This window comes from Labrys sp. Lb11 (genome assembly GCF_057554225.1).
On record NZ_BAAJOT010000003.1, the window covers coordinates 633,738 to 655,241 of the forward strand.

Genomic DNA, 21,504 nt, shown 5'->3' on the forward strand with positions numbered 1-21,504 from the left:
GCTTTCGCGCATCGCGGGCAAGACCGCTTGACGACGCACGGCCGCCTCGCGTCTGCTATGGCCCTCCGCACGAGACCCCTTCATGCCAGCCGATACCGCGCCGGACCGCCATCCCGAGGTCGCAGCCTTTCTTGCCGCCCATCCTCGGACCCGCTTCGTCGAGGCCTTCACGCCCGACCTCACCGGCTTCGGCTTCGGCAAGCGCCTGCCGGTGACCGACATCGACGCGCTCTACCGCAACGGCCTGGGCTTCTCGGCGGCGCCCTATGTGCTCGACCCCCGGCATCTCGGCTATGGCTCGGGCGGCGTCGGCTGGGACGACGGCGACCCCGACGCCAAGGGCCGCCCGGTGCCCGGCTCGCTCAAGCCGATGCCCTGGGCGGCGGTGCCGACGGCGCAGGTGATGCTGGATCTGGGACTGGCCGCCACCGGCGAGCCGCTCTGGACCGATCCGCGCCAGATCCTCAAGGGCGTGCTCGACAAGCTCGCCGCCGACGGCTTCCATCCCGTCGTCGCCTGCGAGTTCGAGTTCTTCCTGATCGACGGCATGCGCGAGGCCGACGGGCGCATCCGCCCGCCCCTGATCAAGCGCACCGGCCGGCCGCTCGGCTACCCCACCAACCTCGCGGTCTCGACCCTGGAGGAGGTCGCCGGCTGGACCGCCGCGCTGGAGGACGCTGCCCGGGCGCAGGACGTGCCCATGGGGGCCGTCATCTCCGAGATGGGCGTCGGCCAGTTCGAGGTCAACCTGCGCCACCAGGCCGACGTCCTCCTCGCCGGCGACCAGGCGGTGCTGCTCAAGCGGCTGATCCGCGGCGTGTCGCGCGCCCAGGGCTGGGACGCCACCTTCATGCCCAAGCCCTATGCCCAGGACGCCGGCTCGGGCCTGCACGTCCATGTCAGCCTCAACGACCGCGACGGCAACAACCTTTTCGCCGATCCGCAGCGTGGCGAAGCGCTTCTCCGCGCCGCCGTCGCCGGCCTGCAGAAGACCCTGCCGGAAGCGCTCGGCTTCTTCGCGCCCAATCGCAACGGCTTTCGCCGCTTCGGCGGGCTGTTCGCCCCGGTCAATCGCAAATGGGGTGAGGACAATCGCACCGTCGCCTTCCGCGTGCCGACCGACAAGGGCGCGGGCCGGCGCGTCGAGCACCGTGTCGCCGGCGCCGACGCCAACCCCTACCTCACCCTTGCCGCCATCCTGGCAGGCATGCATCACGGCATCAGCGCCGGCCTCGAGCCCACGCCGGCGGTGGTCGGCAAGCACGCCGGCTTCAAGAAGGATCCCGCCCTTCCCGGCGACCTCTACGAGGCTGCCCGCCGGCTCGCGAACGCCCGCACGCTGACGGACTACATCCCCCGGCGCTACCTGGAGACCTACGCCCATCTCCTGCACGGCCTGCACGAGGAGTTCCTGTCGGAGCTGGCGCCGCGGGAATACGACTTCTTCCTGTGACGTCGTCCAGTGCCGATGGCCCGCCGGTCGTGCTCCGCGTGCTGTCGCTGCGTCGAGGGCTGGTGCCGGCCGCCGCCGCGGCCATCTTCATCGCTCCGGCGGTCTCGCCGCTCGAGGCGCCCGCAAGGGAATCCTGGCAAGCGCTCCTGCGTCGATCCGCGACTTTGACGACGTCGCGCGCCTGGATTAATAAACCGATGCTCTGTTTATCGACCGAGGGCAGGCCCATGGCGCGGACCGTCAAGCCGGAGGAGCGGCAAGCCAGGCGCAACGGGATCCTCGATGCGACGCAGCGGCTGGTGCTGACCAGGGGCTATGAGCGGATGACCATCCAGGACATCCTTGCCGCCCTGAAGATGTCGAGCGGCGCCTTCTACCATTACTTCGACTCCAAGCCCGCCGTGCTGGAGGCTTTGGTCGAGCGCATCCGCGACGAGTCCGGCGTCCCTCTCCTCGAGGTCGTCGACGACCCGCTCCTGCCGGCTCCGGCGAAGCTGCGACGATTCTTCCAGACCCTCGACAGGCTGCGCGCCGAGCGGCAGGCAACCGTGATCGCCCTGCTGCAGGTGTGGTACGACGACGCCAATGCCATCGTCCGCCAGAAGGTGGAAGCGGCGACCACGGCCTGGCGGGCGCCGCTGATCGCCCGGATCGCGCGACAGGGCCTGCGTGAGGGCGCCTTCGCGACGTCCTTCCCCGAGCAGGCCGGCGAACTGGTGCTCGGGCTCGCCAATGCCACGGGCGCCGCCCATGCCCGGCTGATGCTCGCCTTCCCCGGCAACCCCGACGAAACCCGGTTCGTCGAGGCCGCGATGACGCTGCAATCCGCCTTCGCCGATGCGGTCGAGCGCGTGCTCGGCGCACCGCCCGGCACGCTGGAACGCGCGGACGCCGCCGCGGCCGCGCTCTGGGCGCGGGCCCTGCGCGAGCACGGCCCGGCCGAAGCTGCTCCAGGGAGCACGTCATGACCCTCCTCGCACGCACGCTCAAGACCAGCCTCGTCGGGCTGCTCGTCCTCGTCGCCATCATCTTCGTGCCGGCCGGGACGCTGGCCTACTGGCAGGGCTGGACCTTCATCGCCGCCTTCTCCGTCTCGACCAGCCTCATCGGCCTCTATCTCGCCCGGAAAGACCCCGCCTTGCTCGAGCGGCGCGTCAGGGCCGGCCCCGCCGCCGAAACGCGTCCGAAGCAGAAGGTGCTGATCACGCTGGCCTTCGCCGGCTTCTTCGCGCTTCCTGCGGTCTCGGCGCTCGACCACCGCCTCGGCTGGTCGCATGTGCCGGCCTGGGTCTGCGTCCTCGGCAATGCGCTGGTCGTGCTCGGCCTGATGATCGACCTGCGGGTGTTCCGCGAGAACAGCTACGGCGCCTCGACCATCCGGACCATGGAAGGCCAGCGGGTGATCTCCACCGGCCCCTACGCCATCGTGCGGCACCCGATGTATGTCGGCGCGCTGATCATGGCGCTGGGCGTGCCGCTCGCCCTCGGCTCCTATTGGGGCCTGCTCTTCATGCTGATCAACATCCCGATCCTGATGCTGCGCAGTCTCGACGAGGAAGCGATGTTGCGGCAGGAACTCGACGGCTACGAGGCCTATGCCCGACGCATCCGCTACAGGCTCATGCCCGGGATCTGGTGAGGCGGGTCCGCACCGCAGCTCTCCGCGCTTGCCGGACCGGCGGAAGGCGCGGGGTGTGACGAGCGGGACCGGCCGCTCCTTGGAAGGGCAAGGACCGCGCCGAAGCGCCGCGCGCCCATCACCGCGCCCGCAGCGGCGCCTTCTGCAGTCCCTGCTCGTCGAAGTTGGACGGATCGAGCCAGGCCTCGTAGGCGGCGCGCAGTTGCGGCCAGTCGCGGTCGATCATGGCGTACCAGGCGGTGTCGCGGTTTTCGCCCTTCACCACCATGTGCTGGCGGAACACGCCCTCGAACAGGAAGCCGAAGCGCAGCGCGGCGCGTTTCGACGGCTCGTTGGCGTCGTTGCACTTCCATTCGAAGCGCCGATAGCCCAGATCGCCGAAGACGTGGCGTGCGACCAGGAAGAGCGCCTCGGTCGTCACCCGGGAGCGGGCGATCGCCGGCCCCCACAGGATATTGCCGATCTCGACGACGCCGTTGGCCGGGTCGATGCGCATCAGCGTCTGGCGCCCCTCGGCACGGCCGGTGGCCTTGTCGATCACGGCGGAGAACAGCATGTCCTCGTTCACCGCGGCCTTGCCCAGCCAGGCCTCGAAGCTGCTCCGGTCCGCCGGCGGCCCGTCGCCGAGATAGCGGAAACGCTCAGCCTCGGCCCGCGCCGAGGCGTAGAGATCGTCGCCGTGGCGAGCCGGATCGAGCGGCTCCAGCCGGGCGTAGCGCCCGTCGAGCACGATGCGTTCGGGGCGGGGAACGCCGCGCCAGCTGGACAGATCCATGGGGAGGCCCTTTCCGGAACCCGGCCGGGACTACTGCGAGATCCGGCCCTCCAGCGACAGCATCTGCTGGCGCACCACCGAGGGCAAGGCCTTGGAGCTGGCGATGCTGACGAAATCCGCGTCCTGGTGCGGATTGCTCGCGCCGTTGCCGCGGAAAACTTTCAGGCCGTCCGCGGTGACGACGATGTCGCCGTCGCGCAGGGTCGGGTCGATCGAGATCGGGATCTGCGGCAAGCCGGTCGGCGTGCCCTTGCAGGCGCAGGCGGCGTTCTCGGCCTCGCGGAAGGCATAGGCCGTCGGCAGGGCGGTGTAGAGGCCGCCGGCATCGTCCGTCGCCCGTTCGATCGCCGGGGTCGGCCCGCTCAGCGACTTGGCGGCAGCACCGCCGTCCATCGGCGCCGAATAGAGCTTCATCGCCGCATCGCCGCAGGAGGAGGCGCACATCGCCTGATGGCTGGAGAGCTGCGCCTTGTTGCGCACGAATCCGATGGCGAAGTAGTAGCCGTCGCAGGTCCGCACGCAATAGGTGCGCTGCTGGGCGATCCCGGGAGAGGCCACCTGGGCCGGCCGCTTGGGGGCAGGCGCGCGCGGGCGTTGCTGCGTGGGCGGCGGCCCGGACGGCGCAGCCGGCTTCGGATTGCCGAACAGGAAATCCAGAATGCCCGCCTCGGCGCTCGACAGGCATGCTGCGCCCGCCAAGCCTGCCACCGCCAATGCCAACGTCGCCAGCCGACGTCCCGCTCTCATCTGCACCCTGTCCTCAATGTGCACGAACCCGTGCGAATGCTTTAGGGATGCGGCGCGATCATGTCGAGAGCGTGTCCGCCGGCCGGGTTCAAAACCGCGTCAGTGTCACCGATGCGCCGCGCCGGCCCCTCCGCCGTGGCCAAACCGGGCGATAGCGCGCCTCGATTCTGCAATGCCGGCACCTGCCGGCGCACGCCGCCGGGCAAGACCTTGGCGCAGGCGGGGGCGGGCCACCACCACGCAGGATCGCGTCCCGCAGGCCGCTTTCACCGCGCAAGGCCACCGGCCCGCCGAAGGGGATCAGGCCCTCCGAAGACGCCTTGCCGTCATCGGAGCGCCTCTCCGCCCCACCCGCGACGAGACGTCGCTGGCAAAGCTCGACCTCCGACGCCGGGCGTCCCGGCCGCGACCGGCGCCACCGCACGGCCGCCGCCGCCGGGGCGAGACGACAGGTCCCGGCGACCGGCAGGATCGGATGAGGTCCGGCACGTCGCCCGGACCTTGCTCCGGAGGGTCGTAGCCTGGGATCGTAGCAGGACGTCGCCAGGCTGCGCCGTTCAAGCCGCCTCAGTGGTTGTCGCGCGGCACGCCATAGGTCTGCGCCACCTTCTGGTACTTCACGGCGGGCTTCAGCACCATGCCCTGCGCCAGCTGGTCGACCATCGAGCGCTGAATGTCCTGCCACGGCGTCTGGCTCGCCGGGATATGGAAGCCGCCCTGCTTGTCGAGCTCGGCTCGGCGCGCCGCCAGCTCCGCATCCGAGATCAGGATGTTGGCTTCGCCCTTGTTGAGGTCGATGCGCACGCGGTCGCCGGTCTTCAGCACGGCCAGGCCGCCGCCCGCCGCCGCCTCGGGCGAGGCGTTCAGGATCGAGGGCGAGCCCGATGTGCCGGACTGGCGGCCGTCGCCGATGCAGGGCAGCGAGTGGATGCCGCGCTTGATCAGGGCCGCCGGCGGCTGCATGTTCACCACCTCGGCCGCGCCGGGATAGCCGATCGGGCCGGTGCCGCGGATGAACAGCATGCAGTGCTCGTCGATCGCCAGCGCCGGATCGTCGATGCGCTCGTGATAGTCCTCCGGCCCCTCGAACACGATGGCCCGCCCCTCGAAGGCGTTGGGGCTCTTCGGATCGGCCAGGTAGCGGTCGCGGAACTCCTGCGAGATCACGCTGGTCTTCATGATCGCCGAATCGAACAGGTTGCCGCGCAGCACGATGAAGCCGGCATCCTGCACCAGGGCGGTGTCGAAGGTGCGGATCACGTCCGGCAGCTCGATGGCGGCGTTGCGGCAGTTCTCGCCGATCGACTTGCCGTTCACCGTCAGGGCGTTCTCGTGGATCAGGCCGTGCTTCATCAGCTCGTTGACCACGGCCGGCACGCCGCCGGCGTGCTGGTAGTCCTCGCCCAGATACTGGCCGGCCGGCTGCAGGTTGACCAGCAGCGGCACCTTGTGGCCGACCGTCTGCCAATCGTCGACGTCGAGCGGCACGCCGATATGGCGGGCGATGGCGTTGATGTGGATCGGCGCATTGGTGGAGCCGCCGATCGCCGAGTTGACGACGATGACGTTCTCGAACGCCTCGCGGGTCATGATGTCGGAGGGCTTCAGGTCCTCCCACACCATGGCCACGGCGCGCTTGCCGGTCTCGTAGGCCATCTGCTGGCGCTCGCGATAGGGCGCGGGGATGGCGGCCGAGCCCGGCAGCTGCATGCCGAGCGCCTCGGCCAGCGAGTTCATCGTCGTCGCCGTGCCCATGGTGTTGCAGAAGCCGGTCGAGGGCGCGGAGGAGGCGACGATCTCCATGAACTCCTCATAGTCGATCTCGCCGGCCGCCAGGCGCTCGCGCTGCTTCCAGACGATGGTGCCCGAGCCGGTCCGCTCGCCCTTCCACCAGCCGTTCAGCATCGGGCCGACCGAGAGCGCGATGGCCGGGATGTTGACGGTGGCCGCCGCCATCAGGCAGGCCGGCGTGGTCTTGTCGCAGCCGATGGTCAGCACCACGCCGTCGAGCGGATAGCCGTAGAGCAGCTCGACCAGGCCGAGATAGGCCAGGTTGCGGTCGAGCGCCGCGCCCGGGCGCTTGCCGGTCTCCTGGATCGGATGCACCGGGAATTCCATGGCGATGCCGCCGGCCTCGCGGATGCCCTCGCGCACGCGCTGGGCGAGCACCAGGTGATGGCGGTTGCAAGGCGACAGATCCGAGCCGGTCTGGGCGATGCCGATGATCGGCTTGCCCGACTGCAGTTCCTTGCGCGTCAGACCGTAGTTCAGATAGCGCTCCATGTAGAGCGCGGTCATGCCGGGGTTGCCGGGATTGTCGAACCAGGCCTGCGACCTGAGCTTGGTGCCGTCGTTCTTCGCCTGCCCGGCCATCGCTGCCTCCGTCCGTACTTGCTGTCCCCGGCGCGCCAGCCACGCGGCGTGCACAGATTGGACTATCACTTTTGTCGGACCATTCGCAAGGAAAAGGCGAGACCGGCCCCCGGATCCCGTTTGCTCCCCGGCGCGCCAGCGCATAGGTTGCGGCGAAGAACACCCGCCACGCCTCGCCTTCGGAAACGCCCATGCCGATCCAGATCGTCCCCGCCTTTTCCCGCATCGGCGAGGAGAACGCCTTCGCCGTCCTCGCCCGCGCCACCGATCTCGCCCGCCAGGGTCGCGACATCATCAATCTGGGCATCGGCCAGCCGGACTTTCCGACCCCACCCCACATCGTCGAGGCGGCGGTGCAGGCGCTGCGCGACGGCCATCATGGCTACACGCCGGCCACCGGCATCCTGCCGCTGCGCGAGGCGGTGGCGGCCGACATCGACCGGCGCACCGGCGTCCAGGTCTCGCCGGACGACGTCATCGTCGTGCCCGGCGGCAAGGTCACCATGTTCATGGCCATCCTGATGTTCGGCGAGCCGGGCGCGGAGATCCTCTATCCCGATCCCGGCTTCCCGATCTACCGCTCGATGATCGAGTTCACCGGCGCCACCCCCGTGCCGGTGCCGATCCGCGAAGAGAACGGCTTCGCCTTCTCCGCCGCCGAGACGCTGTCGCTGATCACGCCGCGCACGCGGCTGCTGATCCTCAACTCGCCCGCCAACCCGACCGGCGGCGTTACGCCGAAGGCGGAGATCGACGCCCTCGTCGCCGAGCTCGCCGCCCATCCGGGTGTCGCCGTCCTGTCGGACGAGATCTACGGCCAGATGACCTATGACGGCCTGGCCCATGCCTCGCTGCTGGCCTATCCGGAGATTCGCGACCGGCTGATCCTGCTCGACGGCTGGTCCAAGACCTATGCCATGACCGGCTGGCGCATGGGCTTCTCGGTCTGGCCGAAGCCGCTGGGCGACGCGGCCCGCAAGCTTGCCGTCAACTCCTATTCCTGCGTCAATGCCGCGGCGCAATGGGCCGGCCTTGCCGCCCTCACCGGCCCACAGGACGCCGTGCACGCCATGGTGGCCGAGTTCGACAGGCGCCGAAAGCTGGTGGTCGAGGGCCTCAACCGCCTGCCGAACGTCAGCGCCGCCACGCCCGGGGGCGCCTTCTACGCCTTCCCCAACATCAGCCGCACCGGCTGGAAGGCCAAGGCGCTGGCCTCGGCGCTGCTGGAGGAGGCCGGCGTCGCCACCATCGGCGGGCCGGACTTCGGCGTGTTCGGCGAGGGGTATATCCGCCTGTCCTACGCCAACTCGGCCGAGAATATCGCCCGCGCCCTCGACCGGATGGGCGAGTTCCTCTCGACCCGCAAGGCCGCGTGATGCCCGGGCGTTTCAGGACCAGGGGCGCGACGCCGCGGCTGCGCCGGTCGTCCTGTTCCGCCCTGGCGTTCGGCCTCGCCGGCCTGCCCCCGCCCGCTGCGGCCGCCTGCGATCCCGACGCGCGGACGGGGTCTGCACTGACCGGCTGCCTCACCGGGGCCGCCACGCGGACCGGCGCGTTCGACAGCCAGGCGATGCGGCTGCGGTTCCGCAACGCCGAATGCCGGAACGTCGTCCCCTTCGAGGGCCGGCCCGTCCGCACCCTGCATCTCAACGCCGCGCGCATCGCCCCCCTCGCATCCCGCTACCCGGAGGCAAGGTGACGGGAATCGGACGCCGGTCCCGGATGCCCTGCCGACATCTTTGAAAGCCCTCCAGGATTTCCAGGCTTCCGATGGATTCCGTTCCCGTGACCGACCTTCTCTCGCTCGGCGAATGCATGGTGGAGCTGTCGCGCCAACCCGATGGCCGCTTCTCGCTGGCCTATGGCGGCGATACCTTCAACACCGCCGCCTATGTCGCGCGCCTGGGGCTGCGCGCCGCCTATGCGATGGCGCTGGGGGACGATCCCTATTCCCAGGGCATTCTCGACATGGCGGCGGCCGAATCGATCGATGCCGGCCTGATCCCGCGGCTGCCGGGCCGGTTGCCCGGGCTCTATGTCATCGAGACCGATGCGCGCGGCGAGCGCAGCTTCTTCTACTGGCGCGATACGGCGCCGGCGCGCGAGCTGTTCGAGCTGCCGCAGGCGCAGGCCCTGGCCGAGGCCATGCAGCGGGCGCGCTGCGTCTATTTTTCCGGCATCACACTGTCGCTCTATGCGGCGGCGGGCCTTGACCGCTTCGAGGCCGCCCTCGCCGCCGCCCGCGCCGCCGGTGCGACGATCGCCTTCGACGGCAATTTCCGCCCGCGCGGCTGGAAGGGCGACCTCGCCCGCGCCCGCGCCGTGTTCGCCCGCTTCCTCGCCCATGTCGACATCGCGCTGCCGACCTTCGACGACGAGCAGGCCCTGTGGGGCGACGCCGACCCGGCTGCGACCCTGGCCCGGCTCGCCGGCCACGGCATCGCCGAGGCGGTGGTCAAGAATGGTCCCGCCGGCGCCACCGTTCTGGCCGGAGGCCGCACCGGCGTGGTGCCGATCCCTGTGCCGGTCACGCCGGTCGACACCACCGCGGCGGGCGACAGCTTCAATGCCGGCTACATGGCGGGACGGCTGAAAGGCCTGCCGCCGGACGCGGCCGCGCTGCTCGGGCACCGGCTCGCCGGCATCGTCATCCGGCACCGCGGCGCCATCGTTCCCAGGGACGCCACCGCCGGGCTCGCGGGTTGACCGCCGGACGTTCGGTCCGGGCGACCGCCCTCTCCCGCGGCGGACGGAGGCATGTCCAAAACCGTTGCAGCAATGTCACGCGGCTGCCGCTGCGCCGCCATGATCGGCGTCCAAGAGCAGACATTGCGGGCCGGATGACGACTCGTTCGCCTGCCCAGGCGTCTTGACAAGGCAGCGTCGTGGGGAGCGCATTGGAATTGACGGAGTTGGGGGCCATGTCGAGGGCGGTTGCGGTGCCGGAAGGCAGCGACATGAGCGCGGCTGCGCAGGATGCGTCCGTGCGCGGCCCGGACGCGCTGGCGATCGAGCAGGCCGCGGCCGAAAGCACCGAGGCAGCCGGCTTCTCCGGGCTGCTCCGGCGCATCGACTGGAGCAAGGCAGGCCTGCTCGTCGGGCTGCTGCTGTTCGCTGCCGCCTCCCTCGTGCTCTACCGCCTGCTCGAGGAGCTGACCTGGGTCGACATCAAGGGCGCGATGTCGCGGGTCGAGTGGCACTGGATCGCGCTGGCCGCCGGCTCGACCGCCCTCTCCTATGCGGCGCTGATCGGCTATGACCTCCTGGCGCTGCGCCATGTCGGCGCCCGGGACCTGCCGGTGTGGGCGATAGCCTTCACCTCCTTCGTCAGCCAGGCCTTCACCTATACGCTCGGCTTCGGTGTGCTGACCGGCGGCGCCGTGCGCTGGCGCATGTATCAGGGCCACGGCCTCAAGCCGGCGCAGATCCTCGCCGTCGGCATGCTCTGCGCGATCACCTTCTGGCTCGGCATCACCGCGGTGGCCGGCCTCGGCCTGGTGTTCCAGCCGGGCATGCTCGCGCCGGTCGACGGCCTCGAGGCGCGCGGCAACCTGGTGGTCGGCCTGGTCATCGTCGGCGCGATCCTGGCTTGGATCGTCGCCTCCGCGGTGAAGCCGCGCACCGTGACCGTCTCCGGCTGGACCATGCCGTTGCCCGGCCCCTGGGCGACGGCCGGCGCCGTTGTGGTCGGCCTTGCCGACACCCTCTTCGCCGCCCTCGCCCTGTGGCTGCTGCTGCCCGCCGGGCCCGATCCGGGCTTCGTCAGCTTCCTGGTGGTGTTCGCAGTGGCGACCGTGCTCGGCGTCATCAGCCACGTGCCGGGCGGCGTCGGCGTGTTCGAGGCGACGCTGATCGTCGCCCTGCCGCTGGTGCCTCAGGCCGACCTCGTCGCCTCGCTGCTGCTGTTCCGCCTGATCTACTATGTCGTGCCCTTCGCCCTCGCCGCCGCCCTGCTCGGCGGCTACGAGCTGCGCCATCGCGGCGAGACGGTCGGACGGATCGCCGGCACGATCGGCTCGCTCGCACGCCCGCTGGTGCCGCGCGCCGCCGGCATCGCCGTGTTCGCCGGCGGCGTGGTGCTGCTGCTCTCCGGCGCCACGCCGGCCGAGCACTACCGCATCGTCATCCTGCACGACCTCATCCCCCTGCCCTTCGTCGAGACCTCGCACTTCGCCGCCAGCGTCATCGGCATGGTGCTGCTGGTGGTCGCCTACGGCCTCGTCCGGCGCATGGCCAATGCCTGGCGGCTGGCGATCCTGCTGCTCTCGGCCGGCGCGGTGTTCTCGGTGCTCAAGGGCCTCGATTTCGAGGAGGCGATCGTCTGCGCCGCCGTGGCCGCCCTGCTGCTGGCGTCGCGGCGCGAATTCTACCGGCAGGCCGACATCACCGCGGTGCGCCCCTCCTTCGAGTGGGTGCTGGCGATGATCGTCGCCGTCGGCGCCTCGATCTGGCTCGGCTTCTTCGTCTCGCGCAACGTCGAGTACCAGAACGTCCTGTGGTGGGACTTCGGCTATCGCCAGGACGCGCCGCGCTTCATGCGTGCCACGCTCGGCGTCATCGTCGCCGCCCTGGGCATCGCCGCCTACATCCTGCTGCACCGCACGCGCACCGCCACGGACCCGGCCGATCCCGACGAGGTGGCGCGCATCCTGCCCCTGGTCGCCGCCTCGCCCCGTTCGGACGCCAACCTCGCCCTGCTCGGCGACAAGCGCTTCCTGCTCTCCCGCGACGGCCGCGGCTTCGCCATGTACAGCGTGCAGGGCCGCAGCTGGATCGCCATGGGCGATCCGGTGGCCGAGGACGAGGAGATCGACGACCTCGTCTGGCGCTTCAAGGAGTTGGTCGATCGCCAGGGCGGCACGGCGGTGTTCTACCAGGTGACCACCGACCATCTGCCCGCCTATCTCGACGCCGGCTTCTCGCTGGCCAAGCTCGGGGAGGAGGCCTGGGTCGACCTGCACCGCTTCACCCTGGAGGGCGGCGAGGGCCGCCGCCTGCGCCAGGCCCGCGCCAAGGCCGAACGCAGCGGCGCGAGCTTTGCCGTCGTGCCGGCCGGCGAGGTCGAGGCCATCATCGACGAGCTGGAGGAGGTCTCCGACCTCTGGCTGGCGGAGAAGGGCAACAAGGAGAAGGGCTTCTCGCTCGGCTTCTGGTCGCGCTCCTACGTCAGGCGCTACGACCAGGCCGTGATCCGGCATGAGGGCCGCATCGTCGCCTTCGCCAACATCTGGCGCGGTGCCGGCAAGCGCGAATTCACCGTCGACCTGATGCGCCACCGCCCCGACGGACCGCCCGGCATGATGGACCTTCTGCTGATCGGCCTGCTCTCCCAGGCCAAGAGCGAGGGCTTCGCCTGGTTCAACCTTGGCATGGCGCCGCTGTCCGGCCTGCCGACCCATCGCCTCGCTTCGCTGTGGAGCCGCATCGGCGGCTTCCTCTACCGGCGCGGCGACCGCTTCTACAATTTCGAGGGCCTGCGCGCCTTCAAGGACAAGTTCAAGCCGGAGTGGCGGCCGAAATACCTCGCCTTCCCCGGCGGCCTCGCCCTGCCGCAGATTCTCATGGACGTCACCAGCCTGATCGCATCGAGCCCGCGTCGCGCGCTCTCCGAGGAGAAACCATGATCCGTCCTGCTGCCCTCTCCGCAGCCCTTCTGCTCGCCTTTGCCGCCCCGGCCCTGGCCGCGCCGCGCGAAATCCAGGTCGACGAGGAAACGCTCGGCAAGGTCACAGTCCTGGCCCCGGCCGCGGAGCCGACGATCTGGATCGCCCTGCTCTCCGACAAGGACGGCCTGACGCCGGCCGTCCGGGCCAAGGCCGAGCAATTGGTGGCGGACGGCGCCGCCGTGGCGCTGATCGACACGCCCAAGCTGATCGAGGGCCTGGCCAAGAGCGACGACGAGGATTGCCACTACGCCTTCGGCGACATCGAGGACACGGCCCGGGCCAGCCAGCGCGCCCTCGACATGAAGACCTGGCGCTGGCCGGTGATGCTGGGGCTCGGCGAGCACGGCGGCACGCTGACCTATCTCGCCACCGCCCAGGCGCCGGAGAACACGGCGGCCGGCGGCGTCAGCCTCGGCTTTGCGCCGCGCCTCGCCTCCAAGCTGCGGATGTGCGACGGCGCCTCGGCCACCAAGGCCGGCGACGGCCTGTGGGCCTATACCCCCGCCAAGGACCTCCCCGGCCGCTGGACCTATGTCAGCGCCGACAAACCCGACCCGGTGGTCCAGTCCTTCCTCGACGCCAGCAAGGCCACGGCCTCCCTGGTGGTGCCGGGCAGCGACGACGATCGCTTCACCGCCGCCGCCAAGGCGGCCCTGGAAATCGGCGCCCCGCCGCAGGAGGAGCTCGGCGACCTGCCGCTGGTGGAGCTGCCTACCGACGGGCCGCCGGTCGGCCTGGCGGTGCTGCTGTCGGGCGATGGCGGCTGGCGCGACATCGACAAGTCGATCGGCGAGATCCTGCAGAAGGAGGGGGTCGCCGTGGTCGGCGTCGATTCCCTGCGCTATTTCTGGAGCACCAAGTCGCCCGAGGTCATCGCCGCCGACCTGAGCCGCATCATCGCCCACTACACCAAGGTGTGGGGTGCCAAGCGCGTGGCGCTGATCGGCTATTCTCTCGGCGCCGACGTCATCCCCTTCGCCTGGCAGAAGCTGCCGCCGGCAATGCAGAAGAAGGTCAACCTGCTGGTGATGCTCGGCCTGGAGCCGACGGCGGATTTCGAGATCTCGGTCTCCGGCTGGCTCGGCGTCGCCTCGTCGTCGGATGTCGACGTCAAGCCCCTGCTGCCCGCCCTGCCGATGGACAAGACCATGTGCTTCTACGGAGCGGACGAGGTCGGCGACGGCGATACGGCCTGCGTCTTCCCGGAGCTTGCCCAGGCCACCATCGTCAAGCGCCCGGGCGGCCATCATTTCGACGGCAACTACGAGCCCGTCGCCCGCATGATCCTCGACCGGCTGAAGCAGGACCAGCAGGTGAAGAAGTAGCGTCCGAGTCGGAAACGTCCGGCGTCGCGGTGCCTGTCCGGTCGGACGCCCCCGCCCGAGTCGGTCATTGCACGTCGACCGAGACGAGGTAGGACACTGGCAGCCCTGCCCCATGGCGGAGATCGAAAGCATATTCGTCGGGGCCACGGTACCCCGGCGACGACGTGTACGTCACCGATATGCCGTCCCGCCGCATCGGACCGCACTTCCCGTCCATCAGCGGACCTGCCGACGCTGGAAAGCGGGCGCGCGCGAGGGTTACGCGCCCGTGGCGGGGCTTGGAGCGAATGGTGATCACCGGCTTCCGGACGGTGCAGTTCGGTCCGAACGATCCCGAGAAAAACGCGCGGGCGGGCTGGCCGCTGCCTGCCCCCACTTGGCGGGTCATCTGCAACCGCCCCTCCTGTGCCGAGGCCAGACTGGACGATGCCAGCAACACGATCGTCACGCACAAAAACCTGCCGAGCACCGTCCCCTCTCCGCCAACATGCCCACAGGGAAATCATGACTCGGCCATAGCCGCGGCGTCAACTCGGCAACAGTCCAAGGCAGCGGCTTTGCGGCAACGCCGGCCGCCCCTCCGCACTCGCTGCCTTGGCGTCGGCGTCCAGACGAGCATCTGCCCGCCACCTCCGCTCCGCCTTGCCCGGCGCCAGTTCCCTCTCCCGGACAGGAGAAGAGGCGGAGATGGCCCTGTCGGCGGCGCCGCTCAGGAGGGTGCCGGCGCCGGCGAGCGGCGCGGCGAGGGTCGCGGAACCGGAACGGCCTCGCGATGCGGCGGGGCGGCCAGGAGCGGCGTGGCGACGATCCCGGCGAGAGCCTCGACGTCGCCGTCGAAGCCGTGGCCGCCGGCGGTCCTGTGCAGGTCGATGCCCGGCCGCGCGGCGGCCAGAGCCGGGCAGGCCATGGCAGCCGGACGATCGTCCTTGCCGTAGACGCACTGGACCTGCGGCGCATCGATCCGGGCGGCATCCGGCAGCAGCGGCTTGGCGTTGGGGTAGTCGTCGTCGTCGAGCTCGATCTGCAGGTCCGCCGCCGGCGAGAGCGCCAGCAGCGACACCAGCGCCACGGACCGCCGGACCGATCCCGGCAGGTGCTTGTAGACCAGCGGCAGGAAATTCGCTCCGAAGGAGTAGCCGACCAGCGCCACCCCCTCGATCGGCCATTCCCGACGGAAGTGCGCGAGGATGCGCTGGATATCGCGCGCCACCACTTCCGGCTCGCGCTCGGTCCAGAAGTAACGGCGGGAATCCAGGGTCACCACGCCGATCTTGCGGGCCGCCAGCGCATTGGCGAGGCCGACGTCGAGCCCGCCCACGCCGCCGTCGCCGGTGAGCAGCAGCACCATGCGCCGGGGGGGAACCAGCGGCTTGACGATGGTCAGCGGCAGGTCGGACAAGTCGGCCTTCTCGGGCTTGGGCGTCTGCTCGAGCAGATCCTCGGCCGCTTCCGCGGCTTCCTCCTCGGTTTCGGCCTCGCGCACCCTCGCGGCGGCATGGCGCGAGGTCTCGTAGACATAGCCGTCGGAGCGCCGGCGGGCGATGCCGCCGCAGATCGGCATGGCGCTTTCCAGGAAGGTGCCGGACCGCAACGCCACCACCCCGGCGATGCGATGGCTGGCGGCCGCCGGGGCCAGCGCCCGCGCCGCCGCGCCGCCGAGCCCGACGCCGGCGATGATCGGCGTAATGAACGGCTCGACGCCGCGCTCGCGCTCGACCCGGTAGACGATCGCCTCGATATGGCCGAGCAGGTCGACGCAATCCTGGCCGCGCCGCTGCGCCAGCTGGCTGCGCCAGGCCGGCCAGTTCAGACCGATGACCAGGCTGCCCTGCCCCACGAAACCGACCGCAAGCTTGATCTCGTCGCGGCCGAAGCCAGTCTCATCCGACAGGAGGACGATCACGGATGTCGGCTTGCCCTTGGGGGCGAACACCGGTGCCAACCCGAAGATCGGATCGGTGACGGCCGGATGGACCGGCGCGACGGGATGCGCCGGCGCGACGGGATGGGGCGGTGCTACGGGATGGAACGGCGTGGCCGCCCCGGCAGCCGCGACACCAAGTATCGCAACACCGAACACCGTGGTGGCCAACAGCCTCACCAAGGCCCGCATGGCATGTCTCGCCGTCGAACGCACGTTCACCAGCTCGAAGCTATGCCCTTGCGTCGGCGCTGTCGAGGCGGGAGACGGCTCAAATCGGCGTGCGCGGCGCACTACCCGGAAAAGCCGCCGGAAGCCAGGAAGTCCCGCTCCTCCGCGGTGCTGTCACGGCCGAGCAGGGCATTGCGGTGCGGGAAACGGCCGAAGCGGCGGATGATGTCGCGGTGGCCGCGCGCATGCGGCTCGTAGTCCTCGCCCAGGCCGCGGCTCAGTTCCACGGCCCGCTCCTGATCCGCCAGGTCCTCCGAATGGCTGAAGGGCAGGCACAGGAACAGGCGCAGGCCGGGATCGGCAATGGCGTGGAATCCGGCCGCATCGGCCTGCCGGGCGAAATGGCGCGCCAGCGGGTCCGTCGCATACATGTGCGCGGTGCCGCGAAAGGCGTTGCGCGGGAACTGGTCGAGCAGGACCAGCAGCGCCAGCGTGCCCTCGGCGTCCTCCGCCCAGGCGTCGAGCTCGCGCCGTGCGGCCGCCAGGTGCAGGTCGAGGAAACGGCTGCGGAATTCCGCGTCGAAGGCCTCGTCCTTCTCGAACCAGCGCTCGGGGCCGGCCGCGCGCCAGAACGCCATCACCGCCGCCGGGCCGTCCGGCCGGCCGGCCGCCTCCATCGCCCGGCCTCAGCGCGGCCGCAACGCCGCGGCGCCGCGGGCAAGCTCGGTGATCGCCGCCCAGGCGCCCTCCGACACCGCCTTGGCCGGCGTCAGCCAGGAACCGCCGACGCAGGCGACGTTCGGCAGGGCGAGATAGGCCGGCGCCTTGGCGAGATCGATGCCGCCGGTCGGGCAGAACACCAGTTCGGCGAGCGGGCCGTACAGCGACTTCAGCATGGCGATGCCGCCGGCAGCCTCTGCGGGGAAGAATTTGAGGCGGCCGAGCCCGCGCTCCATTGCCGCCATCGCCTCGCTGGCCGTGGCCACGCCCGGCAGCAGCGGCACCGGCAGTCCGGCTGCCGCCTCGAGCAGCGCTTCGGTCGAGCCGGGCGACACCAGGAACTGCGCCCCGGCGGCGACAGCCGCCTCGGCCTGCGCGCCGTTCAGCACGGTGCCGGCGCCGGGCGCGGCGCCTTCGACCTCGGCCGCGATGCGGCGGATCGCCTCCAGCCCGGCCGGCGTGCGCAACGTCACCTCTATGGTCGGGATGCCGCCCGCCACCAGCGCCCGCGCCAGCGGGACCGCGTCCTCAGCCCGTTCGATCGTCACCACCGGGATCACGGGGCCGCGCCGCATCAGCGCGTCGAGGCGGGCAGTGTCGTCGGTCATCGCATCGCTCCGGGTTCCGGCATGGTGTCGCGGATTGCCGCGTCGCGGTCAACAGCCAAGCCGGCCGCGGCGGCTCAGCGGCGCGACAGCACCACGGCGCCGAGGATCATGGCGCCGCCCACGGCCTGCGCCGCGCCCAGCATCTCGCCGAACACGACCATGGCGATGATGGCCGAGAGCACGGGCTGCACGAGCAGGAGCATGGCCACCACCCCGGCCGGCAGGCGCCCGACGCCGACCGCGCTCAGCCCCTGGCCCAGGACGTGGCAGACCAGGCCGATCGTCACCACCGCCAGCCAGCCCGTCATCGACTGCGGCAGCAGCGGCCCGCCGTCGATCACCGCCATGACGAACAGCACCGCCGCCGCCACCATGGTGGAGCCGAGCGTCACATTCGCGGCCGAGCGCGTCATTCGCGCCGCCTTCAGGGCCACCAGATAGGCGCCGAAGGCCAAGGCCGCCCCAAACGCCAGGATGTCGCCCTGGCGCAGCGAGAAGCCGCCCGCGCCGGCATGGGCGCCGGCCATCACGGCGACGCCGAGCAGCGCCATGCCGAGCCCGAGGACGAGGCGCAGGCTCGGCTTCTCGCCGAACAGGGCCATGGCCGCGATCACCGAGATCACCGGCGCCAGATTGGTGATGAAGCTGGCATTGGCCACCGAGGTCAGCGGCAAGGCGGCATGGAAGAAGGCCATGTCGGCGGCGAAGGCGATGCCGGCGGCGAAGACGGCCAGCAGCCCCTCGCCGGTCAGCGGTCCCCGGCGCGCCGGGCTGCCGGCCGCGAGGCGCTCGGCCCGCACCCAGATCAGCAGGATCGGCAGGGCGAAGAACAGGCGCCAGAAGGCGCTGGCCGCCGGGCCGATATCGGTGAACCGCACCACGATCGGCGACCAGGCGATGGCCAGCACCGACGCGGACATGGCCGCGAGGCCGACGCCGTCGAGCCCGGGGCGGCGAAGTGATCCGGAAGGGAGGTCGGTCATGGTCCTGTCCTCGCAGCCGCCCGGCGGCGCTCCCCGGGCCGAGGGTCGGCCGCAGGGTCTTGACGCTCTTGCCGGGAGCAGGTCCAGACCGTGATACGGGCCCTTTTCCATAATTAGAAACGAATGTATTCTATTGTTCCATATGAAAACGGAATGAGTCAGGTCCGATGCGCCATTTCGACACCGACAGCCTCGAGACCCTCGTCGCCATCGTCGACCGCGGCGGCTTCACGGCGGCCGGCGAGGCGCTGGGCAAGACGCAGGCGGCGGTCAGCGTCATCGTCTCCAAGCTCGAGGCGCGCCTCGGCAAGCGCCTGCTCGAGCGCTCGCGCCGCGGCGTCACGCCCACCGTGGCCGGCGAGGCGCTGCTCGGCTATGCCCGGCGCATGCTGGCGCTCGAGGACGAGGCGCTCGCCGCCGTCATGGGCGACGAGGCCGAGGGGCGCGTGCGCATGGCCGTGCCCGACGACTTCCTCGACTTCATGGTGGCGCCGCTGATGGGCGCCTTCGCCCGGCGCTTCCCGCGCGTGCAGCTGGAGATGCGCTGCGACCTCTCCTTCCGCATCGAGCCGATGCTGGAGCGCGGCGACGTGGACCTGGCCATCATCACCCGCGACCCCGCCCGCCCGATCGGCGAGTTGCTGCGCCGCGAGCCGCGCGTGTGGTGCGCGGCGCGCGACCATCGCCCCGAGCTGGTCGAGCCGCTGCCGCTGGCCATGTTCCCCGAAGGCTGCCGCTGCCGGCCCACGGCCCTGGCCGCGCTCGACGCCATCGGCCGGCCCTGGCGCATCGCCTACACCTCCACGCACCTGCCCGGCGTGCATTCGGCCGTCAATGCCGGCCTCGCCGTGACCGTGCTCGGGGTCTCGTCCGTGCCCCCGGCCTGGCGCCGGCTCGGCGCCGCCGAGGGCTTCCCGGACCTGCCCGACCTCGACATCGCCCTGGTGGTGCCGCGCAACGCCACGGTCGCGACCAAGCATCTCGCCCGCTTCATCCGCGAGACCGTGGTCGACGGACAGATCGCGGCGTAGGGCGCGGCGCTTCAGCCGGCGCCGCCCACCGGCACGGCGGCGCCGCTGATGCGGGCGGCCCGCGGCGAGACGAGGAAGGCGGCGGCATCGGCGATCTGCGGCGCGCTCCCGTCCGGGATCGCGTCGATCAGCAGGGCGTTCACCCGCACCTGTCGCGGCGCCAGCTCCAGCGCCAGGCCCTGCGCCGCCTGCACCAGGGCCGCCCGGGCCGCCCCCTCGTGCCAGGGGCGCGGCGGCGCGCCACGCGCCGCCGCGACGAACAGCGCCGCCCCGCCACCGGACGCCGCCATCACCGGCGCGGCGGCCTGCAGCGCCTCGACCGCGTGGAACAGGGTGAGCCCGAAGCCGGCTTCCCAGTCCGGCCGCGCCGCGTCAGGCACCGTATCGCCGCCGGCCGCCCCGGCATGGCACACCAGCCCGTCGAGGCGGCCGAACGTCTCGGCCGCGACGGCGACAAAGGCCGCCGCCTCGCCGGGAACGGCGAGGTCGCAGGCATAGGCGAGGCACCGCCCGCCCGCCGCCTCGACGACCGCATGCGCCTGCGCCAGGCCGTCCGGCGAGCGCGCGGCGATGGCGACCGCGGCGCCGGCCCGGCCCAGCCGCTCGGCGATGGCCAGCCCGACGCCGCGCGAGCCGCCGGTGACGGCCACAACCTTGCCCGACAGCTCCAGATCCATGCCGCCCCTATCGCATCAGCCTCGGCGTCGTTCCGGTCAGCCCCGCCGCCTCGCGGATAAAGAAGCGCTTGGCGCCCGGCAGCCTGTCGACGAGCCCGAGCCCGACGTCGCGCAGGGCCCGCAGCGGGCCGCTCTCGTTCGAGAACAGGCGGTTGAGGCCGTCGGTGGCCACGCCCATCGTCACTGTGTCGAAGCGGCGCCAGCGCTGGTAGCGCTCCAGCACCTCGTCCGAACCGATGTCGAGGCCGAGCCGGGCCGCGTCGATGACGCATTCGGCCAGGGCCGCCACGTCGCGCACGCCGAGATTGAGGCCCTGCCCGGCGATCGGATGGATGACATGCGCCGCGTCGCCGACCAGGGCCAGCCGCTCGGCGACGAAGGAGCGGGCGATCCGCATCGACAGCGGCAGAGCCTTGCGCGGCCCGACCGCCCGGATCCCGCCGAGCTTGAGGCCGAAGCGCCGTTCCAGCTCGGCGTGGAAGGCGGCATCGTCCAGCGCCACCAGCCGTTCCGCCTCCCTCGTCCGCTCCGTCCAGACGATCGAGGAACGCCGGCCATTCAGCGGCAGGATGGCGAAAGGCCCGGCGGGGAGGAAATGCTCCTCGGCCCGCCCCTCATGGTCGCGTTCGTGCTCGACCGTGGTGACGATGCCCGACTGGCCGTAGTCCCAGCCGTGCATGACAATGCCGGCGGCCTCGCGCAGGCGCGATTTCGCCCCATCGGCCGCGACCACCAGGCGGGCGACGATGTCCTTTTCCGACGAAAGGGTTGCAATGCATGTCTCATCTTCATGCCGAAGATGAACGACGCTCACGCCCGCGCCGACCAGCACCACGCCGGCCGCCTTCGCCCGTGCCGCCAGCGCGTTGATCAGGCTGCGGTTCTCGATCATGTGGGCAAAGGGCTCGCCCGGCTCGACCTCGCCGCCGAAGGTGAGGAAGGTCGGGCGGATCGGATCGCCCAGCCGCGAATCCGTCACCACCATGTCGAGGATCGGCTGCGCCTCGCCGGCCACCGCCTCCCAGGCGCCGACCCGCTCGAAGAAGCGCCGCGCCGCCGCCGCGATGGCCGAGGCGCGTCCGTCGTGGGAAGGCCCGGGCCCGAGCGCCGGGTCCACCACCGTCACCGCGAAGCCGGCGCCAAGTGCATCCTTCAGCGCCAGGGCGAGGCCGAGGCCGGCAAAGCCGCCGCCGGCAATGAGCACGTCGGTTCGATCGGTCATGGCGCGGTCATAGCGCGTGCCGGCCGGCTTGTCTTCCCCCGTCGATGGCCGTGAGTGTGGCAGGCCGCGGAACACCGCCCCCGGGGGCGAGGCGGGCCGCAGATCGTCCATTGACCTGACGGCAGAATGCGCATAGAAACTATACGAATATCTATCATCATCCGTATAGTTTCTATACTAACATGAGAACCAC

The 21,504-nt window shown here is 71.0% G+C and carries 19 protein-coding genes; 9 read left to right on the top strand and 10 right to left on the bottom strand.

Annotated elements, in window-relative coordinates:
- Nucleotides 1-82 precede the first annotated feature (82 nt).
- The 3 genes from AC27L4_RS12750 (at nucleotide 83) to AC27L4_RS12760 (ending at nucleotide 3,092) form a co-directional block, all read left to right on the top strand.
- Nucleotides 83-1,453 (top strand): glutamine synthetase family protein, encoded by a 1,371-nt coding sequence (locus AC27L4_RS12750; protein WP_487142545.1) that lies wholly within the window; start codon nucleotides 83-85, stop codon nucleotides 1,451-1,453.
- A gap of 227 nt (nucleotides 1,454-1,680) precedes the next feature.
- The gene (locus AC27L4_RS12755) at nucleotides 1,681-2,421 is read left to right on the top strand and encodes a TetR/AcrR family transcriptional regulator (RefSeq protein ID WP_487142546.1); all 741 of its coding nucleotides are present in this window, start codon (nucleotides 1,681-1,683) and stop codon (nucleotides 2,419-2,421) included.
- Nucleotides 2,418-3,092: a methyltransferase family protein gene (locus tag AC27L4_RS12760; protein ID WP_487142547.1), complete on the top strand. Its 675-nt coding sequence runs from the start codon at nucleotides 2,418-2,420 to the stop codon at nucleotides 3,090-3,092. The genes AC27L4_RS12755 and AC27L4_RS12760 overlap by 4 nt, the downstream gene beginning before the upstream one ends.
- Nucleotides 3,093-3,210: 118 nt before the next feature.
- On the opposite strand, the gene AC27L4_RS12765 is transcribed toward AC27L4_RS12760, so the two are convergent.
- The 3 genes from AC27L4_RS12765 to AC27L4_RS12775 form a co-directional block, all read right to left on the bottom strand.
- Complete coding sequence (locus tag AC27L4_RS12765) at nucleotides 3,211-3,867, bottom strand: GNAT family N-acetyltransferase (protein WP_487142548.1); 657 nt, start codon at nucleotides 3,865-3,867, stop codon at nucleotides 3,211-3,213.
- Nucleotides 3,868-3,897: 30 nt separating this feature from the next.
- A complete protein-coding gene (locus AC27L4_RS12770; protein WP_487142550.1) occupies nucleotides 3,898-4,614 on the bottom strand; it encodes a DUF2865 domain-containing protein in 717 nt (238 codons plus the stop codon).
- A 567-nt stretch (nucleotides 4,615-5,181) separates the two neighbouring features.
- A complete protein-coding gene (locus tag AC27L4_RS12775) occupies nucleotides 5,182-6,987 on the bottom strand; it encodes an IlvD/Edd family dehydratase (RefSeq protein ID WP_487142552.1) in 1,806 nt (601 codons plus the stop codon).
- Nucleotides 6,988-7,178: 191 nt separating this feature from the next.
- Between AC27L4_RS12775 and AC27L4_RS12780 the strand changes: the two genes are divergently transcribed.
- From AC27L4_RS12780 to AC27L4_RS12800, 5 genes are all read left to right on the top strand, one after another.
- A complete protein-coding gene (locus AC27L4_RS12780; RefSeq protein ID WP_487142553.1) occupies nucleotides 7,179-8,363 on the top strand; it encodes a pyridoxal phosphate-dependent aminotransferase in 1,185 nt (394 codons plus the stop codon).
- Nucleotides 8,363-8,686: a hypothetical protein gene (locus AC27L4_RS12785; RefSeq protein WP_487142554.1), complete on the top strand. Its 324-nt coding sequence runs from the start codon at nucleotides 8,363-8,365 to the stop codon at nucleotides 8,684-8,686. Before AC27L4_RS12780 ends, AC27L4_RS12785 begins: the two co-directional genes overlap by 1 nt.
- Nucleotides 8,687-8,772: 86 nt before the next feature.
- Nucleotides 8,773-9,693, top strand: coding sequence for a sugar kinase (locus AC27L4_RS12790; RefSeq protein WP_487142556.1), 921 nt, complete (start codon nucleotides 8,773-8,775; stop codon nucleotides 9,691-9,693).
- Nucleotides 9,694-9,908: 215 nt separating this feature from the next.
- Complete coding sequence (mprF, locus tag AC27L4_RS12795) at nucleotides 9,909-12,611, top strand: bifunctional lysylphosphatidylglycerol flippase/synthetase MprF (RefSeq protein ID WP_487142558.1); 2,703 nt, start codon at nucleotides 9,909-9,911, stop codon at nucleotides 12,609-12,611.
- Nucleotides 12,608-13,978, top strand: coding sequence for a virulence factor family protein (locus AC27L4_RS12800; RefSeq protein WP_487142559.1), 1,371 nt, complete (start codon nucleotides 12,608-12,610; stop codon nucleotides 13,976-13,978). The genes mprF and AC27L4_RS12800 overlap by 4 nt, the downstream gene beginning before the upstream one ends.
- 64 nt (nucleotides 13,979-14,042) lie before the next feature.
- On the opposite strand, the gene AC27L4_RS12805 is transcribed toward AC27L4_RS12800, so the two are convergent.
- The 5 genes from AC27L4_RS12805 to AC27L4_RS12825 form a co-directional block, all read right to left on the bottom strand.
- Complete coding sequence (locus AC27L4_RS12805) at nucleotides 14,043-14,447, bottom strand: hypothetical protein (protein WP_487142560.1); 405 nt, start codon at nucleotides 14,445-14,447, stop codon at nucleotides 14,043-14,045.
- Between the two features lie 240 nt (nucleotides 14,448-14,687).
- Nucleotides 14,688-16,091: an AcvB/VirJ family lysyl-phosphatidylglycerol hydrolase gene (locus AC27L4_RS12810; RefSeq protein WP_487142561.1), complete on the bottom strand. Its 1,404-nt coding sequence runs from the start codon at nucleotides 16,089-16,091 to the stop codon at nucleotides 14,688-14,690.
- A gap of 101 nt (nucleotides 16,092-16,192) precedes the next feature.
- Nucleotides 16,193-16,747 carry a DUF924 family protein gene (locus AC27L4_RS12815; protein WP_487142562.1) on the bottom strand — a complete coding sequence of 185 codons (555 nt, stop codon included), beginning with the start codon at nucleotides 16,745-16,747 and terminating at the stop codon, nucleotides 16,193-16,195.
- 9 nt (nucleotides 16,748-16,756) lie between these two features.
- Entirely contained in the window at nucleotides 16,757-17,398 is a 642-nt protein-coding gene (eda, locus tag AC27L4_RS12820) for a bifunctional 4-hydroxy-2-oxoglutarate aldolase/2-dehydro-3-deoxy-phosphogluconate aldolase (RefSeq protein WP_487142564.1), read from the bottom strand.
- Nucleotides 17,399-17,472: 74 nt separating this feature from the next.
- Complete coding sequence (locus AC27L4_RS12825; RefSeq protein ID WP_487142565.1) at nucleotides 17,473-18,381, bottom strand: DMT family transporter; 909 nt, start codon at nucleotides 18,379-18,381, stop codon at nucleotides 17,473-17,475.
- Between the two features lie 167 nt (nucleotides 18,382-18,548).
- Between AC27L4_RS12825 and AC27L4_RS12830 the strand changes: the two genes are divergently transcribed.
- Nucleotides 18,549-19,412 (top strand): LysR substrate-binding domain-containing protein, encoded by an 864-nt coding sequence (locus AC27L4_RS12830; RefSeq protein WP_487142566.1) that lies wholly within the window; start codon nucleotides 18,549-18,551, stop codon nucleotides 19,410-19,412.
- Nucleotides 19,413-19,423: 11 nt separating this feature from the next.
- Here AC27L4_RS12830 and AC27L4_RS12835 read toward each other — a convergent pair whose 3' ends face one another.
- Nucleotides 19,424-20,089: an SDR family NAD(P)-dependent oxidoreductase gene (locus AC27L4_RS12835; RefSeq protein WP_487142567.1), complete on the bottom strand. Its 666-nt coding sequence runs from the start codon at nucleotides 20,087-20,089 to the stop codon at nucleotides 19,424-19,426.
- 7 nt (nucleotides 20,090-20,096) lie between these two features.
- Entirely contained in the window at nucleotides 20,097-21,311 is a 1,215-nt protein-coding gene (locus tag AC27L4_RS12840) for a ubiquinone biosynthesis hydroxylase (protein ID WP_487142568.1), read from the bottom strand.
- Between the last annotated feature and the right edge of the window lie 193 nt (nucleotides 21,312-21,504).

Coding starts and splice junctions, on each gene's coding strand:
- AC27L4_RS12825 (WP_487142565.1), bottom strand. CDS start 18,381: ATGACCGACCTCCCTTCCGGATCACTTCGCCGCCCCGGGCTCGACGGC.
- eda (WP_487142564.1), bottom strand. CDS start 17,398: ATGACCGACGACACTGCCCGCCTCGACGCGCTGATGCGGCGCGGCCCC.
- AC27L4_RS12810 (WP_487142561.1), bottom strand. CDS start 16,091: ATGCGGGCCTTGGTGAGGCTGTTGGCCACCACGGTGTTCGGTGTTGCG.
- AC27L4_RS12770 (WP_487142550.1), bottom strand. CDS start 4,614: ATGAGAGCGGGACGTCGGCTGGCGACGTTGGCATTGGCGGTGGCAGGC.
- AC27L4_RS12840 (WP_487142568.1), bottom strand. CDS start 21,311: ATGACCGATCGAACCGACGTGCTCATTGCCGGCGGCGGCTTTGCCGGC.
- AC27L4_RS12785 (WP_487142554.1), top strand. CDS start 8,363: ATGCCCGGGCGTTTCAGGACCAGGGGCGCGACGCCGCGGCTGCGCCGG.
- mprF (WP_487142558.1), top strand. CDS start 9,909: ATGTCGAGGGCGGTTGCGGTGCCGGAAGGCAGCGACATGAGCGCGGCT.
- AC27L4_RS12760 (WP_487142547.1), top strand. CDS start 2,418: ATGACCCTCCTCGCACGCACGCTCAAGACCAGCCTCGTCGGGCTGCTC.
- AC27L4_RS12750 (WP_487142545.1), top strand. CDS start 83: ATGCCAGCCGATACCGCGCCGGACCGCCATCCCGAGGTCGCAGCCTTT.
- AC27L4_RS12815 (WP_487142562.1), bottom strand. CDS start 16,747: ATGGAGGCGGCCGGCCGGCCGGACGGCCCGGCGGCGGTGATGGCGTTC.
- AC27L4_RS12755 (WP_487142546.1), top strand. CDS start 1,681: ATGGCGCGGACCGTCAAGCCGGAGGAGCGGCAAGCCAGGCGCAACGGG.
- AC27L4_RS12780 (WP_487142553.1), top strand. CDS start 7,179: ATGCCGATCCAGATCGTCCCCGCCTTTTCCCGCATCGGCGAGGAGAAC.
- AC27L4_RS12765 (WP_487142548.1), bottom strand. CDS start 3,867: ATGGATCTGTCCAGCTGGCGCGGCGTTCCCCGCCCCGAACGCATCGTG.
- AC27L4_RS12830 (WP_487142566.1), top strand. CDS start 18,549: ATGCGCCATTTCGACACCGACAGCCTCGAGACCCTCGTCGCCATCGTC.
- AC27L4_RS12800 (WP_487142559.1), top strand. CDS start 12,608: ATGATCCGTCCTGCTGCCCTCTCCGCAGCCCTTCTGCTCGCCTTTGCC.
- AC27L4_RS12835 (WP_487142567.1), bottom strand. CDS start 20,089: ATGGATCTGGAGCTGTCGGGCAAGGTTGTGGCCGTCACCGGCGGCTCG.
- AC27L4_RS12775 (WP_487142552.1), bottom strand. CDS start 6,987: ATGGCCGGGCAGGCGAAGAACGACGGCACCAAGCTCAGGTCGCAGGCC.